14 protein-coding genes are annotated in these 12542 nt (G+C 71.5%); 8 read left to right on the top strand and 6 right to left on the bottom strand.

Going from position 1 to position 12542, the window contains the following annotated elements; genetic code table 11:
* Nucleotides 1–101: 101 nt before the first annotated feature.
* Both fabI and fabG read right to left on the bottom strand, forming a co-directional pair.
* Nucleotides 102–881 (bottom strand): enoyl-ACP reductase FabI, encoded by a 780-nt coding sequence (fabI, locus tag ABT112_RS30865; protein ID WP_351515089.1) that lies wholly within the window; start codon nt 879–881, stop codon nt 102–104.
* Between the two features lie 4 nt (nt 882–885).
* The gene (gene fabG / locus ABT112_RS30860) at nt 886–1590 is read right to left on the bottom strand and encodes a 3-oxoacyl-[acyl-carrier-protein] reductase (RefSeq protein WP_351515088.1); all 705 of its coding nucleotides are present in this window, start codon (nt 1588–1590) and stop codon (nt 886–888) included.
* 257 nt (nt 1591–1847) lie between these two features.
* Between fabG and ABT112_RS30855 the strand changes: the two genes are divergently transcribed.
* The 5 genes from ABT112_RS30855 to tyrS all read left to right on the top strand — a co-directional run bounded on the left by ABT112_RS30855 (nt 1848) and on the right by tyrS (nt 7212).
* Nucleotides 1848–2201, top strand: coding sequence for a hypothetical protein (locus ABT112_RS30855; protein WP_351515087.1), 354 nt, complete (start codon nt 1848–1850; stop codon nt 2199–2201).
* Nucleotides 2198–2470: a hypothetical protein gene (locus tag ABT112_RS30850; protein ID WP_351515086.1), complete on the top strand. Its 273-nt coding sequence runs from the start codon at nt 2198–2200 to the stop codon at nt 2468–2470. The genes ABT112_RS30855 and ABT112_RS30850 overlap by 4 nt, the downstream gene beginning before the upstream one ends.
* Nucleotides 2471–2631: 161 nt before the next feature.
* Nucleotides 2632–4155: a TldD/PmbA family protein gene (locus ABT112_RS30845; protein WP_351515085.1), complete on the top strand. Its 1524-nt coding sequence runs from the start codon at nt 2632–2634 to the stop codon at nt 4153–4155.
* Nucleotides 4152–5543, top strand: a complete 1392-nt coding sequence (locus tag ABT112_RS30840; RefSeq protein WP_351515084.1) for a metallopeptidase TldD-related protein — start codon at nt 4152–4154, stop codon at nt 5541–5543. Before ABT112_RS30845 ends, ABT112_RS30840 begins: the two co-directional genes overlap by 4 nt.
* Nucleotides 5544–5802: 259 nt before the next feature.
* Entirely contained in the window at nt 5803–7212 is a 1410-nt protein-coding gene (gene tyrS, locus ABT112_RS30835) for a tyrosine--tRNA ligase (protein ID WP_351515083.1), read from the top strand.
* Between the two features lie 54 nt (nt 7213–7266).
* Here the strand turns inward: tyrS and ABT112_RS30830 are convergent, their stop codons facing one another.
* A complete protein-coding gene (locus ABT112_RS30830; protein WP_351515082.1) occupies nt 7267–7542 on the bottom strand; it encodes a GlsB/YeaQ/YmgE family stress response membrane protein in 276 nt (91 codons plus the stop codon).
* Nucleotides 7543–7842: 300 nt separating this feature from the next.
* On the opposite strand from ABT112_RS30830, the gene ABT112_RS30825 reads away from it, so the two are divergent.
* Together ABT112_RS30825 and ABT112_RS30820 are read left to right on the top strand one after the other, a co-directional pair.
* A complete protein-coding gene (locus ABT112_RS30825; RefSeq protein ID WP_351515081.1) occupies nt 7843–8220 on the top strand; it encodes a DUF3099 domain-containing protein in 378 nt (125 codons plus the stop codon).
* 224 nt (nt 8221–8444) lie between these two features.
* Nucleotides 8445–8666: a hypothetical protein gene (locus ABT112_RS30820; protein ID WP_351515080.1), complete on the top strand. Its 222-nt coding sequence runs from the start codon at nt 8445–8447 to the stop codon at nt 8664–8666.
* A gap of 170 nt (nt 8667–8836) precedes the next feature.
* Here the strand turns inward: ABT112_RS30820 and moaA are convergent, their stop codons facing one another.
* The 3 genes from moaA to ABT112_RS30805 form a co-directional block, all read right to left on the bottom strand.
* Nucleotides 8837–9826: a GTP 3',8-cyclase MoaA gene (gene moaA / locus ABT112_RS30815; protein WP_351515079.1), complete on the bottom strand. Its 990-nt coding sequence runs from the start codon at nt 9824–9826 to the stop codon at nt 8837–8839.
* 167 nt (nt 9827–9993) lie between these two features.
* Complete coding sequence (locus ABT112_RS30810; protein WP_351515078.1) at nt 9994–11616, bottom strand: monocarboxylic acid transporter; 1623 nt, start codon at nt 11614–11616, stop codon at nt 9994–9996.
* Nucleotides 11613–11942, bottom strand: coding sequence for a DUF485 domain-containing protein (locus ABT112_RS30805; RefSeq protein WP_351515090.1), 330 nt, complete (start codon nt 11940–11942; stop codon nt 11613–11615). Before ABT112_RS30805 ends, ABT112_RS30810 begins: the two co-directional genes overlap by 4 nt.
* Nucleotides 11943–12134: 192 nt before the next feature.
* Between ABT112_RS30805 and ABT112_RS30800 the strand changes: the two genes are divergently transcribed.
* Nucleotides 12135–12332: a hypothetical protein gene (locus ABT112_RS30800; RefSeq protein WP_351515077.1), complete on the top strand. Its 198-nt coding sequence runs from the start codon at nt 12135–12137 to the stop codon at nt 12330–12332.
* Nucleotides 12333–12542: the final 210 nt, after the last annotated feature.

Here is a 12542-nt window from a genome sequence, read left to right as displayed (position 1 = left end):
GACGCCGACGGCGTCAGCCTCCCGCAGGCCATGGAGCGCGCCGGATACCCGCGCGGTTGCGCGGGCCGGGGCGTCGGTGCCGGTCGGGCGGATGCCGGAGGTCAGGCGCCCATCATGTGCACGCCGCCGTCGACGTGCACGATCTCGCCGGTGGTCTTGGGGAACCAGTCGGAGAGCAGGGCGACCACGCCGCGGCCCGCGGGCTCCGGGTCGGAGAGGTCCCAGCCGATGGGGGCGCGGGTGTTCCACACGTCGGCGAGCTCCTCGAAGCCCGGGATGGACTTGGCGGCCATCGACTTGATCGGGCCCGCGGACACCAGGTTGCAGCGGATGTTCTTCGAGCCCAGGTCACGGGCGAGGTAGCGGGAGGTGGCCTCCAGCGCGGCCTTGGAGACGCCCATCCAGTCGTACTTCGGCCAGGCCACCTGCGCGTCGAAGTCCATGCCGACGACCGAGCCGCCGCGCTTCTCCAGCAGCGGGAGCAGCGCCATGGTCAGCGCCTTCAGGGAGAACGCCGAGACCTCGACCGCCGTGGCGACCGACTCCCACTCGGTGTTCAGGAAGTTGCCGCCGAGCGCGTCCTGCGGCGCGAAGCCGATGGAGTGCACGACACCGTCGAGGCCGATGCCCTCGCCGAGGTGCTCGGTGACCTTGTCGGCCAGGCCCGCGAGGTGCTCCTTGTTCTGCACGTCCAGCTCGATGACCGGGGCGGGCTTGGGCAGCCGCTTGGCGATGCGCTCCACCAGGCTGAGCCGGCCGAAGCCGGTGAGCACGACCTCGGCGCCCTCCTCCTGGGCGAGCTTGGCGACGTGGAAGGCGATCGAGGAGTCGGTGAGGACTCCGGTGACGAGGATGCGCTTGCCGGCGAGGATTCCACTCATGTGATCAGTGACCCATGCCCAATCCGCCGTCAACCGGGATGACGGCTCCAGTGATGTATGCGGCGTCGTCCGAGGCGAGGAAGCGCACCGTGGCGGCGATCTCCTCGGGCTGCGCGTAGCGGCCCAGCGGCACCTGGCCGACGATGCTCTCCCGCTGTTCGTCGGTGAGGGCCTTCGTCATGTCGGTGTCGACAAAACCGGGGGCGACGACGTTGAAGGTGAGGTTGCGCGAGCCCAGCTCACGGGCGAGCGAGCGGGCGAACCCGACCAGGCCGGCCTTCGAGGCGGCGTAGTTGGCCTGGCCCGCCGAGCCGAGGAGGCCGACCACCGAGGAGATGAGGACGACTCGGCCCTTCTTGGCGCGCAGCATGCCGCGATTGGCCCGCTTCACGACCCGGAAGGTGCCGGTCAGGTTGGTGTCCAGGACGGCGCTGAAGTCCTCCTCGGACATCCGCATCAGGAGCTGGTCGCGGGTGACGCCCGCGTTGGCCACCAGCACCTCGACCGCGCCGTGCTTCTCCTCGATCTCCTTGTAGGCCTGCTCGACCTGCTCGGGGTCCGTGATGTCGCAGCGCACGGCGAGGAAGCCGGCGGGCGGCTCCCCGGACCGGTAGGTGATGGCGACCTTGTCGCCGGCGTCGGCGAAGGCGCGGGCGATGGCGAGGCCGATGCCCCGGTTTCCTCCGGTGACGAGAACCGAGCGGCTCAACGGATCACCCTTTCGATAGCGGTCAGGTACCCAAAAACTATCGGTCTGGGAGGCGCCACGGAGAATCGACCCCCGACAGGGGGATCACCCGGTCACTGTTGGATCCCTACAGAACCCCCACGCTCAGGACGCCATCGCCGCACGGCGCGGAGCGGCGTCAAAACTCATCCATCGCATCACTCGGACAGTTGACCTCCGCGTCCTTGCCGCTGAGTAGTCTGGCCCCACGGCCGAGAATGCCGCTCATGGGAGAACGTATGACCGCCACAGCCTCGGAGCAGCCCCGCATCCCCCGGCCTCCGGCGACCGTGACCGCGCTGCGCCAGGCTGTTGCTCAGATCGCCCCGGCCGCACTGCCGCCCTTCACCCGGGAGCTCGACCAGGCTGCGGACCAGGCCAGACAGGGCTCCGACCTGACTCCCCTCCAGCAGTTCACCGCACGCTGGGCCGTCTATGTGGAGATCCAACGTCGTCCGGTCGTTGCCGCCCGGTTCCGTGAACTGGAGGACCTGGCAGCGGCGGGCGACGCGACCGAGGCCCGTCGGGCGGCGGCCGAGCTCGGCCGCATCCTGGACGAAGCCCGGGCCGCCCTCTCCCAGGGCGAGCGGTGAGCGGTTCCTGGACCTGGGAGTACGACCCGGACCAGCGGCATGTCACCGACGGGTTGCCGTCCGGCGTCGTCGCCGAGGTCGAGCGACTCGTCGCACAACTCGTGGAACTGGCCGACACCGGCGTCGATGTCACGGACCTGGGAAGCGGTCCCCGTACCGGCGGGCTGCGCCACCTGGACGCCGCGGGTGGGTTCTTCTACTTCCTCGTCGCGCCCCGGCAACGGCTGGTCATCGTGGTCAGGATCGTTCCGCCCGGCGACAGCCTCTGACCGCCGGCTCGGCCTTCCCCGCTCATGACCTCCTCGGCTCTCTCGGCGCGGACCCGCCCGACGGGTGGCCCCGCGCCGTCCGCCCCGTGCGCGCCCGGAAAATGCAGCCGCCGCAAGCGGCTTCTGCGGCATGATCGGGGCAACGACCCCGGGAGGATGACGTGCCCCATTCCATCGACGAGTCCTTCTTGGCGCTGCCGCTCCGCGCGCTCGCGGACGCGGCGCTCGCCCGTGCCCGCGCGCTGGGCGCCGAGCACGCGGACTTCCGGTTCGAGCGGGTGCGCAGCGCCTCGTGGCGGCTGCGGGACGCGCGGCTCGCGGGCTCCTCCGACACCACCGACCTGGGATACGCGGTGCGCGTGGTGCACGGCGGCAGCTGGGGCTTCGCCTCCGGGGTGGACCTGACCCCGGACGCCGCCGCCGCGGTGGCCGACCGGGCCGTGGCCATGGCGAAGCTCTCGGCGGAGGTGATCGCCGCCGCCGGATCGGACGAGCGGGTGGAGCTGGCGGACGAGCCGGTGCACGCGGACCGGACCTGGGTCTCCGCCTACGAGACCGACCCGTTCGACGTCTCCGACACCGAGAAGCGGGAGCTGCTCGCCGAGTGGAGCTCCCGGCTGCTGGCGGCCGACGGCGTGGCCCACGCGGACGCCTCGCTGCTGACGGTGCGGGAGAACAAGTTCTATGCGGACACCGCGGGCACCACGACCACCCAGCAGCGGGTCCGGCTGCATCCGCAGCTCACCGCGGTCGCCGTGGACCCGGAGACCGGCGAGTTCGACTCGATGCGGACGATCGCCCCGCCGGTCGGGCGCGGCTGGGAGTACCTGACCGGCACCGGCTGGGACTGGGACGCCGAGCTGGCCGAACTGCCGTCGCTGCTGGCGGAGAAGATGCGGGCGCCGAGCGTGCAGGCCGGCGCGTACGACCTGGTCGTCGACCCGTCGAACCTCTGGCTGACCATCCACGAGTCCATCGGCCACGCCACCGAGCTGGACCGGGCCCTGGGGTACGAGGCCGCGTACGCGGGGACCTCCTTCGCCACCTTCGACCGGCTGGGCGAGCTCCGGTACGGCTCCGAGCTGATGAACGTCACCGGGGACCGGACCGCCGAGCACGGCCTGTCGACCATCGGCTACGACGACGAGGGCGTGGCCGGGCAGTCCTGGGACCTGGTCAGGGACGGGGTGCTGGTCGGCTACCAGCTCGACCGCCGGATCGCGAGGCTGACCGGCTTCGAGCGCTCCAACGGCTGTGCGTTCGCGGACTCCCCCGGCCATGTGCCGGTGCAGCGGATGGCGAACGTCTCGCTCCGGCCGGCGCCGGACGGGCCGTCCACCGAGGAGATGATCGGCGGGGTGGAGCGCGGCATCTACGTCGTGGGCGACCGGTCCTGGTCGATCGACATGCAGCGCTACAACTTCCAGTTCACCGGGCAGCGGTTCTTCCGGATCGAGAACGGCCGGCTGGCCGGGCAGCTGCGGGACGTCGCCTACCAGGCGACGACGACCGACTTCTGGGGGTCGATGACCGCGGTCGGCGGTCCGCAGACCTATGTGCTCGGCGGGGCGTTCAACTGCGGCAAGGCCCAGCCGGGCCAGGTGGCGGCGGTGTCGCACGGCTGCCCCTCCGCGCTGTTCCGCGGCGTCAACATTCTCAACACCACCCAGGAGGCAGGCCGATGACCCGCACGACCCAGCCGCATGAGGTCGTGGAGCGCGCCCTCGAACTCTCCCGCGCCGACGGCTGTGTGGTGATCGCCGACGAGGGGTCCAGCGCGAACCTGCGCTGGGCGGGCAACTCGCTGACCACCAACGGCGTGACGCGCGGCCGGACGCTGACCGTCGTCGCCCTGGTGGACGGGGCGGAGGGCACCGCGTCGGGCGTGGTCTCGCGGGCCGCCGTCACCGCGGACGATCTGGAGCCCCTGGTGCGGGCGGCCGAAGCGGCGGCCCGCGAGGCGGGGCCCGCCGAGGACGCCCGGCCGCTGGTCGAAGGGGTGCCCGCCGCCCCGGACTTCACCGAGGCGCCGGCCGAGACCTCCTCCGCCGTCTTCTCGGCGTTCGCGCCCGCGCTCGGGGAGGCGTTCGCCCGGGCCCGGGACGGTGGTCGGGAGCTGTACGGTTTCGCCAACCACCAGGTCGTCTCCAGCTACCTGGGCACCTCGGCGGGGCTGCGGCTGCGCCACGACCAGCCCACCGGCACCCTGGAGCTGAACGCCAAGTCGCCGGACCGCACCCGTTCGGCGTGGGCGGGCCGGGCCACCCGGGACTTCACCGATGTCGACCCGGCCGCGATGGACGCGGAGCTGGCCCGGCGGCTGGCCTGGGCCCAGCGGCGGGTGGAGCTGGACGCCGGACGGTACGAGACGCTGCTGCCGCCGACGGCCGTCGCGGATCTGCTCGTCTATCAGCAGTGGTCCGCCACGGCCCGGGACGCGGTCGAGGGCCGTACGGTCTTCAGCAAGCCGGCCGGCGGCACCCGGCTGGGCGAGAAGCTGTCGCCGCTGCCGCTGACACTGCGCAGCGATCCGCACGCGGCCGGGCTGGAGTGCGCGCCGTTCCTGCTGGCGCACTCCTCGGGCGACGACGCCTCGGTCTTCGACAACGGCCTGCCGCTGGAGCCCACCGAGTGGATCAGTGAGGGCCGGCTGAGCCGGCTGGTCACCACCCGGCACACCTCCAAGGTGACCGGCATGCCGGTGGCCCCGCCGGCGGACAACCTGATCCTGGACGGCGGCGGCGAGCAGTCGCTGGAGGAGATGGTCGCCGGGACGCGGCGGGGGCTGCTGCTGACCTGTCTCTGGTACATCCGGGAGGTCGACCCCGCGACGCTGCTGCTCACCGGGCTGACCCGGGACGGCGTCTATCTGGTGGAGAACGGCGAGGTCGTCGGGGAGGTCAACAACTTCCGCTTCAACGAGTCGCCGGTCGACCTGCTGTCCCGGGTCTCGGAGGCGGGGCGCACCGAGCCGACGCTGCCGCGGGAGTGGGGCGACTGGTTCACCCGGGCCGCGATGCCCGCCCTGCGGATTCCGGACTTCCATATGAGCTCGGTCAGCCAGGGCGTCTGACGAGGGGCGGATCCGTCGGCCTGCGGGTGTGCGGCCGGGGCCGGCCCGGTCCCCCGCCCGCACGCCCGCGCCCCCGGCCGCACGTCCACCCTCACCCGCCCGCACGCCCACGTCCACGCGCACGCCGGCCCCGGACACGGCCCGGCAGCGCCACCCTTCTCGCCGGATCGGCCGGAGCGCGGTGCCCGGCCGAGCCGCACTGCCCGACCAAATAGAATTCACCCCGTCCACCTGTCCGTCCCGATCCTCCAGGAACGTCATGACACGCCTCGGCGACTCCGTCGCTCGCACCAGCGCACTGCTGGCGCAGGACCTCTCCTCCGACAAGACCGTGGAGCAGCTGCTCACGGAGACGAAGGCGAGGCGCTATCTCGACCTGTCGGACCTGTCGGCGAAGGACCAGGCGGAGCTGATCGCCCGGCGCACGGTGGATGTGCTCCCGTCGGTCAGCAGGCTGGCGGAGCGGATCGAGGAGCGCCGGGCCGAGGGCCGGGGGCTGAGCCTCAAGCTCGGCATCGACCCCACCGCGGCCGATGTGCACCTCGGCCACACCGTCCCCATGATCATCCTCAGCCGCTTCCAGCGCATGGGTCACGATGTCACCCTGCTGATCGGTGACTTCACCGCCAAGATCGGCGACCCGTCGGGCCGGACGGCCGAGCGGCCGCCGCTGACGGACGAGGACATCGCCGCGAACCTGGCCGGTTACCGGGAACAGGTGCGGCCGTTCTTCGACTTCGAGAAGGTCCGCTTCCGGCAGAACAGCGAGTGGCTGGCGCCGTACACCTTCCCGGAGCTGCTGGGCCTGCTCTCCCAGGTGCCGGTCTCGCAGCTGCTCCAGCGCGACGACTTCCGCAACCGGCTCGCGGACGGGTCGGGGCTGACGATGTCGGAGCTGCTGTACCCGATCGCCCAGGGCCTGGACTCGGTGGCGCTGGAGTGCGACGTGGAGCTGGGCGGCGCGGACCAGCTGCTGAACCTGCAGATGGGCCGCAAGCTGATGGAGCTGCGGGGACAGCAGCAGCAGCTGGTCGTCACCATGCCGCTGATCGAGGGCACGGACGGCTCGGGCGCCAAGATGTCCAAGTCCAAGGGCAACTACGTCGGTCTGAACGCGACCGCGGAGGACGTCTTCGGCAAGATCATGTCGGTGCCGGACCGGCTGATGGAGCCGTACCTGAAGGCATGGACCGAGTGGACGGACGAGGAGATCTCGCTCGCGCTGTCCCGGATCGAGGAGAAGTCGCTGCACCCCATGGACCTGAAGAAGGTCCTGGCGGGTGAGGTCGTGGCGGCGCTCTACGGCGTGGACGCCGCGATGGCGGCCCGTGCGGGCTTCATCGCGCAGTTCTCGAAGAAGAGCTTCACGGAGGTCGAGTCGCTGCCGTCGGTCGACGCCGCGGAGCACGGCGGGGAGACCGTGGCGACGGTGCTGACCAAGGTGCTGGAGTTCACCCAGAGCGCCTCGGCGGCCCGCCGGCTGGCCAAGCAGAACGGGCTGCGGCTGGTCGTCGAGACCGGGACCGGCCAGCAGACGGCCGTCCTGGACGAGGCGGCAGCCACCGGCCCGCTCGGGGAGGTCGTCCCGCGGGTGCTGGCGGAGAAGGGCCTGAGCGGCACCGTCTACCTGAAGGCGGGACGGAAGATCGCCGAGATCCGGGGGCTGTAGGGCGGCACGACGGCGTACGGCGGCGGGGCGCAGACACGTCCCGCCGCCGTCCGGTCAGGCGGTGTGTCTCCGGCCGCGGATCTGCGCCCACAGCGGGGTGCCCAGGGCCACGATCAGCACCGCTCCGGCGATCTGCAGCAGATGGCGGCCCCAGTCGATGCCGCTCGTCTCGCCGATACCGAGGGCCCGGGCCACGGCATTGCCGATGAGGCTTCCGATGATGCCGAAGACCATGGTCAGCCAGACGGGGATGTTCTGCCGGCCGGGCAGGATCGCCCTGGCCAGCACCCCCAGTACGAGTCCGACGATGATGGCCCACAACCAGCCCATGGCTGCCTCCTCGCACCGCGCGGTAGGACGCGGACAGGAGGTGCCGACGGGTCGGGCCGGCACCCCTCACGGCCAGTCTCGGCCCGGCCGCGGTGCGGCGCACCCCGGGGGCGCGGCGCTCCGGACGGGCCTCCGCCGCGGCCGGTGCCCGCCCTCCGGCCGGTGTGTCCCGCCCCGATGGACCGGCACCGGGGACGCGCCGGAAAGGCCTGACCCGGGTGCGTGGACGACGGTGCCACGGCGTACCGTTGAAGATGTCCGGACCTTTCAGGCTCGGCACGGGATGTCAGGTGGTGGAACGTGAGGCGGAAGCAGCACGGCGACGGCGTCTTCCGGATCACGGGAGCCCGTCAGGGGCTGGCCGAGGACGTACGGGGCCGGCAGCGCCGGTACGTCATCTCGATGCTGGTGCGCACCGTGTCGTTCGTGCTCGCGGTCGTGCTGTGGAACGTGGAACGGCCGGTGGCGATCGTCGCTCTGGTGCTGGGCTTCGCGCTCCCGTACATTGCCGTGGTGATCGCCAACGCGGGCCGGGAGAACGCTCCTTCGCTCCCCTCGACGTTCATTCCGCCGCCCGAGCGGCCCGCGCTGAACCGCGGTACGGAGGAGGACGGGGCGCACGAGGCCCCCGGGACTTCCGGTGCGGAGCGCGACCAGGAGCCGCAGCAGCCCCGCTGAGCTGCGAGGATCGCCGAAGCTCAAGAAAAGCTCAGATCAATCCTGCGGATCGGGTGCACCCGCCAGGGTCCCCCGTGACATACTTCGTACGCGCTCCGCATCCCCCGTCGGAGCGACGGACCGACGCCGGGCGGCTCCCCCCGTGGCTGCCCGGCGTCGCCATGTTCCGGGCCGTTCGGCCCCCGCGCGCCGCCCCTGTCCCGGGATGATGCAGGCTTGGCCGTGTGACTGACACTTCTCCGATCTGCTCGGCCAAGGGCTGCCGTGTCCCCGCGGTGTGGGTACTGGCCTGGAACAACCCCAAGCTGCACACTCCGGAGCGCCGGAAGGCCTGGCTGGCGTGCGAGGAGCACCGCGAGCATCTGTCGTCGTTCCTCGGGGTGCGGGGCTTCCTGAAGGAGGTCGTGACGCTGGAGGAGTGGGAGCGGCGCCCCGAGGCCGGGTGACCGGACGCCGCGCGACGGGACGCCACATGACGGGCCGCCGGGTCGCCGAACGCCGCGTGACAGGGCGGTATGTGACGGAGCGCCGGGTGCGGGGCACCGAGTGACCCCGCGTCGAATGCGGCAGCCGTTCAGTCGAGTGCGGCAGCCGTTCAGTCGGGCGCGGCAGCCGTTCAGCCGCCGATGGCCGACATCGGGCGCTCCGGCTGGAGGAACCACGGGTCGTCCAGCCCCGATCCCGCCTTCTTGCCCCACATCGCCGTCCGCCACAGCCCGGCGATCTCCTCGTCCGTGGCGCCGGAGCGCAGCGCGCCGCGCAGATCCGACTCCTCCCGGGCGAACAGGCAGGTCCGGACCTGCCCGTCGGCGGTGAGCCGGGTGCGGTCGCAGGCCCGGCAGAAGGGGCGGGTGACGGACGCGATGACGCCGACCCGGGCCGGCCCGCCGTCGACCAGCCAGCGTTCGGCGGGGGCGGAGCCGCGCTGCTCCTCGCCCTCGGGGGTGAGCTCGAAGCGGGTGCGCAGGCTCTCCAGGATCCACGCGGCGGTGATCATGCCGTCGCGCTTCCAGCCGTGCTGGGCGTCGAGCGGCATCTGCTCGATGAAGCGCAGTTCGTAGCCGTTCTCGACGGCCCAGGACAGCAGGTCGGGTGCCTCGTCGTCGTTGAGGCCGGGCATCAGGACGGAGTTGACCTTGACGGGGGTGAGGCCCGCCTCGCGGGCGGCCTCCAGGCCGCTGAGCACATCGTGATGGCGCTTGCGCCGGGTCAGCGCCTGGAAGACCTCGGGGCGCAGGGTGTCGAGGGAGACGTTGACCCGGTCGAGCCCGGCGTCCTTCAGGGCCCGGGCGGTGCGCCCGAGGCCGATGCCGTTGGTGGTGAGGGACATCCGGGGGCGCGGTTCGAGGGCGGCGCAGCGCTCGACGATGCCGACGAGCCCCGGCCGCAGCAGCGGCTCGCCGCCGGTGAAGCGGACCTCGTCCACCCCGAGCGTGGTGACGGCGATGCGGATCAGCCGGACGATCTCGTCGTCGGTGAGCAGGTCCGGCTTGCCCAGCCACTGCAGCCCCTCTTCGGGCATGCAGTAGGTGCACCGCAGGTTGCACCGGTCGGTGAGCGAGACACGCAGGTCGGTGGCGACCCGACCGTAAGTGTCGACGAGCATGGTTGCGGCCCCTCCCACGGATGCTGCGGACCAGCCTGACGAGGATGTCCTCGTCTTTGCAGCCTACGCGATCGGTCCGATCTTCAACAGTTCGTTGAAGGCGGGACCGGTCACGTTCCGTGAGAGGGGCCGTTCACAGCCCGTCGGAGTGCCAGTGCGTCGGAGTGTCAGTGCGCGCCGGTTCCGGTCAGGGAGCGGACCTCCAGCTCCGCGTACTTGGCCGCGTCCGGCTGTTCCCTGGAGAGGACCGAGCCCAGCCAGCCGAGCAGGAAGCCCAGCGGGATGGAGATCAGACCGGGGTTCTCCAGCGGGAACCAGTGGAAGTCGACGCCCGGGAACATCGAGGTCTCCTTGCCGGAGACCACTGGCGAGAAGAGCACCAGCAGCACGGAGACGGAGAGGCCGCCGTAGATCGACCACAGCGCGCCCCGGGTGGTGAAGCGCTTCCAGAACAGGCTGTAGAGGAGGGTCGGCAGATTGGCGGAGGCCGCGACCGCGAAGGCCAGCGCCACCAGGCCGGCGACGTTGAGCTTGCCCGCGAAGATCCCCAGCCCGATGGCGACGGCGCCGATCGCGACCGCCGAGATCCGGGCCGAGCCGACCTCCTCCTTCTCGGTCGCCTGCCCCTTGCGGATGACATTGGCGTAGATGTCGTGGGCGAAGGACGAGGACGAGGCCAGGGTGAGTCCGGCGACGACCGCGAGGATGGTGGCGAACGCGACCGCCGAGATCACCGCGAGCAGGATGGCGCCGCCGGTCGAGCCGCTGCCGCCGCCGACCTGCTCGGCGACCAGCACGGCGGCGGTGTTGCCCGCCGGATTCGACTTGGTGATCGTCTCCTGGTCGAGGAGGGCCGCGGCACCGAAGCCGAGCGCGATCGTCATCAGGTAGAAGCCGCCGATGATCCCGATCGCCCAGATCACCGACTTCCGGGCGGCCTGGGCGCTGGGCACGGTGTAGAAGCGGATCAGGATGTGCGGGAGCCCGGCGGTGCCGAGGACCAGGGCGACGCCCAGCGAGATGAAGTCGATCTTCGACGTGGCGGTGGCGCCGTACTTCAGGCCGGGTTCGAGGAAGGCGGAGCCCTTACCGCTGTTCTCCGCGGCGGCGCCGAGCAGCTGCGAGATGTTCCAGTCGAACTTGCTCAGCACCAGCACGGTGATCAGCAGGGTTCCGGCGATCAGCAGGACCGCCTTGACGATCTGCACCCAGGTGGTGCCCTTCATCCCGCCGACCGTCACGTAGAGGATCATGATGATCCCGACCAGGACGACGACCAGGTTCTTGCCGGCCTCCCCGGTGATGCCGAGCAGCAGGGCGACCAGCGCACCGGCGCCGACCATCTGCGCCAGCAGGTAGAAGATGGACACCACGATGGTGGAGACCCCGGCCGCCGTCCGCACCGGCCGCTGCCGCATCCGGAACGCGAGCACATCGCCCATGGTGTAGCGCCCGGAGTTCCGCAGTGGCTCGGCGACCAGCAGCAACGCCACCAGCCAGGCCACGAGGAACCCGATGGAGTAGAGGAATCCGTCGTAACCGGAGAGCGCGATGGCGCCCGCGATCCCCAGGAAGGACGCGGCCGACATGTAGTCGCCGGAGATGGCGAGGCCGTTCTGGAAGCCGGTGAAGGAGCGGCCGCCGGCGTAGAAGTCCGTGGCGTCCTTGGTCTGCCGGCCGGCCCAGACGGTGATGCCCAGGGTGGCGGCGACGAAGACCGAGAACAGCGTGATGATCAGGGTGCGGTGCTCACCGGCCCCGTCGGCCGCCAGCTGCAGCGTCGGGCTCATGCGTCGCCCTCCAGACGGGACTTGATGGCCTCGGCCCGGGGGTCGAGCCGGGTGGCCGCGTGCCGCGCGTACCACCAGGCGATGAGGAAGGTGGTGACGAACTGGGCGACGCCGAGGACGAGGGCGACGTTGATGTTGCCGAGCACCTTGGTGCCCATCAGGCCGCCCGCGTAGTTGGACAGCAGGACGTACAGCAGGTACCAGGTGACGAAGGCCACCGTGAGCGGGAAGGCGAAGGAACGGTAGGTGTGGCGCAGTTCCGTGAACTCCGGGCCCGCCTGTACCGCACGGTACGGCTCTTTGCCCGATGTCCCCTCTCCCGGCATGGTCGGTTCGGTGTACACGGGATCTCCTGTGGTGCGGTCTCGGTCGATAGGCAGGTGGGGGGTGACGTCGATCACGGGCCGGTTCGGCATGCTAGGCGCGGTCGACGCGATCCAACAGGGGTGCAGTAGTTGAAATTCGCAGGAGCGACGATCAGGCCGACACCCACCGGGTTCCGCTTCGTTGATCCCGGCGTGAGCGATCCGTCGAACCAGCCGCCACCCGGCCCGGCCCGCCGGCCGTACGGCATGGTGCGGCTGTCCGGACCGGTGACGGCCGTCCGGATCGCCCCGCGCGCCGCCCCCGTGGAGCGGCGGCGCTGGTACGGACCGTGGGTGGCCCTGCCGCCCCTGAGCATCCGCGCGCTGCGTACCGATCCGTCAGGTCGCTGACGGAGCAGGCGCGGTCCGGAGCGCCGCGCGCGGCCGGCCGTCGCCGCGCAGCCGGACACCGTCGGCCCGCGTGCGGACACCGGCCCTCGCACGGCCCCCGGCCCGCCCGTGGACGCCGGTCCGGACCCCCGGACGGCCGGCCCCGGCACGAACGCCGCCCCGGTCCGCCACACGGTCGTTCCCGGTCGTGTCGGCGCCGCCGGGCAGGTG

It is taken from the genome of Streptomyces sp. NPDC002055 (assembly GCF_040296705.1).
In the GTDB taxonomy this organism is placed as follows: domain Bacteria; phylum Actinomycetota; class Actinomycetes; order Streptomycetales; family Streptomycetaceae; genus Streptomyces.
Note: the sequence above shows the minus strand (reverse complement) of the source record. Positions and strands in the feature narration are given on the sequence as shown.

What these genes read in the sequence shown, in the direction of transcription:
- ABT112_RS30830 (WP_351515082.1), bottom strand. Translation starts at nt 7,542, where the DNA reads ATGGGCTGGTTGTGGGCCATCATCGTCGGACTCGTACTGGGGGTGCTG.
- tyrS (WP_351515083.1), top strand. Translation starts at nt 5,803, where the DNA reads ATGACACGCCTCGGCGACTCCGTCGCTCGCACCAGCGCACTGCTGGCG.
- ABT112_RS30810 (WP_351515078.1), bottom strand. Translation starts at nt 11,616, where the DNA reads ATGAGCCCGACGCTGCAGCTGGCGGCCGACGGGGCCGGTGAGCACCGC.
- moaA (WP_351515079.1), bottom strand. Translation starts at nt 9,826, where the DNA reads ATGCTCGTCGACACTTACGGTCGGGTCGCCACCGACCTGCGTGTCTCG.
- ABT112_RS30805 (WP_351515090.1), bottom strand. Translation starts at nt 11,942, where the DNA reads ATGCCGGGAGAGGGGACATCGGGCAAAGAGCCGTACCGTGCGGTACAG.
- ABT112_RS30840 (WP_351515084.1), top strand. Translation starts at nt 4,152, where the DNA reads ATGACCCGCACGACCCAGCCGCATGAGGTCGTGGAGCGCGCCCTCGAA.
- fabI (WP_351515089.1), bottom strand. Translation starts at nt 881, where the DNA reads ATGAGTGGAATCCTCGCCGGCAAGCGCATCCTCGTCACCGGAGTCCTC.
- ABT112_RS30855 (WP_351515087.1), top strand. Translation starts at nt 1,848, where the DNA reads ATGACCGCCACAGCCTCGGAGCAGCCCCGCATCCCCCGGCCTCCGGCG.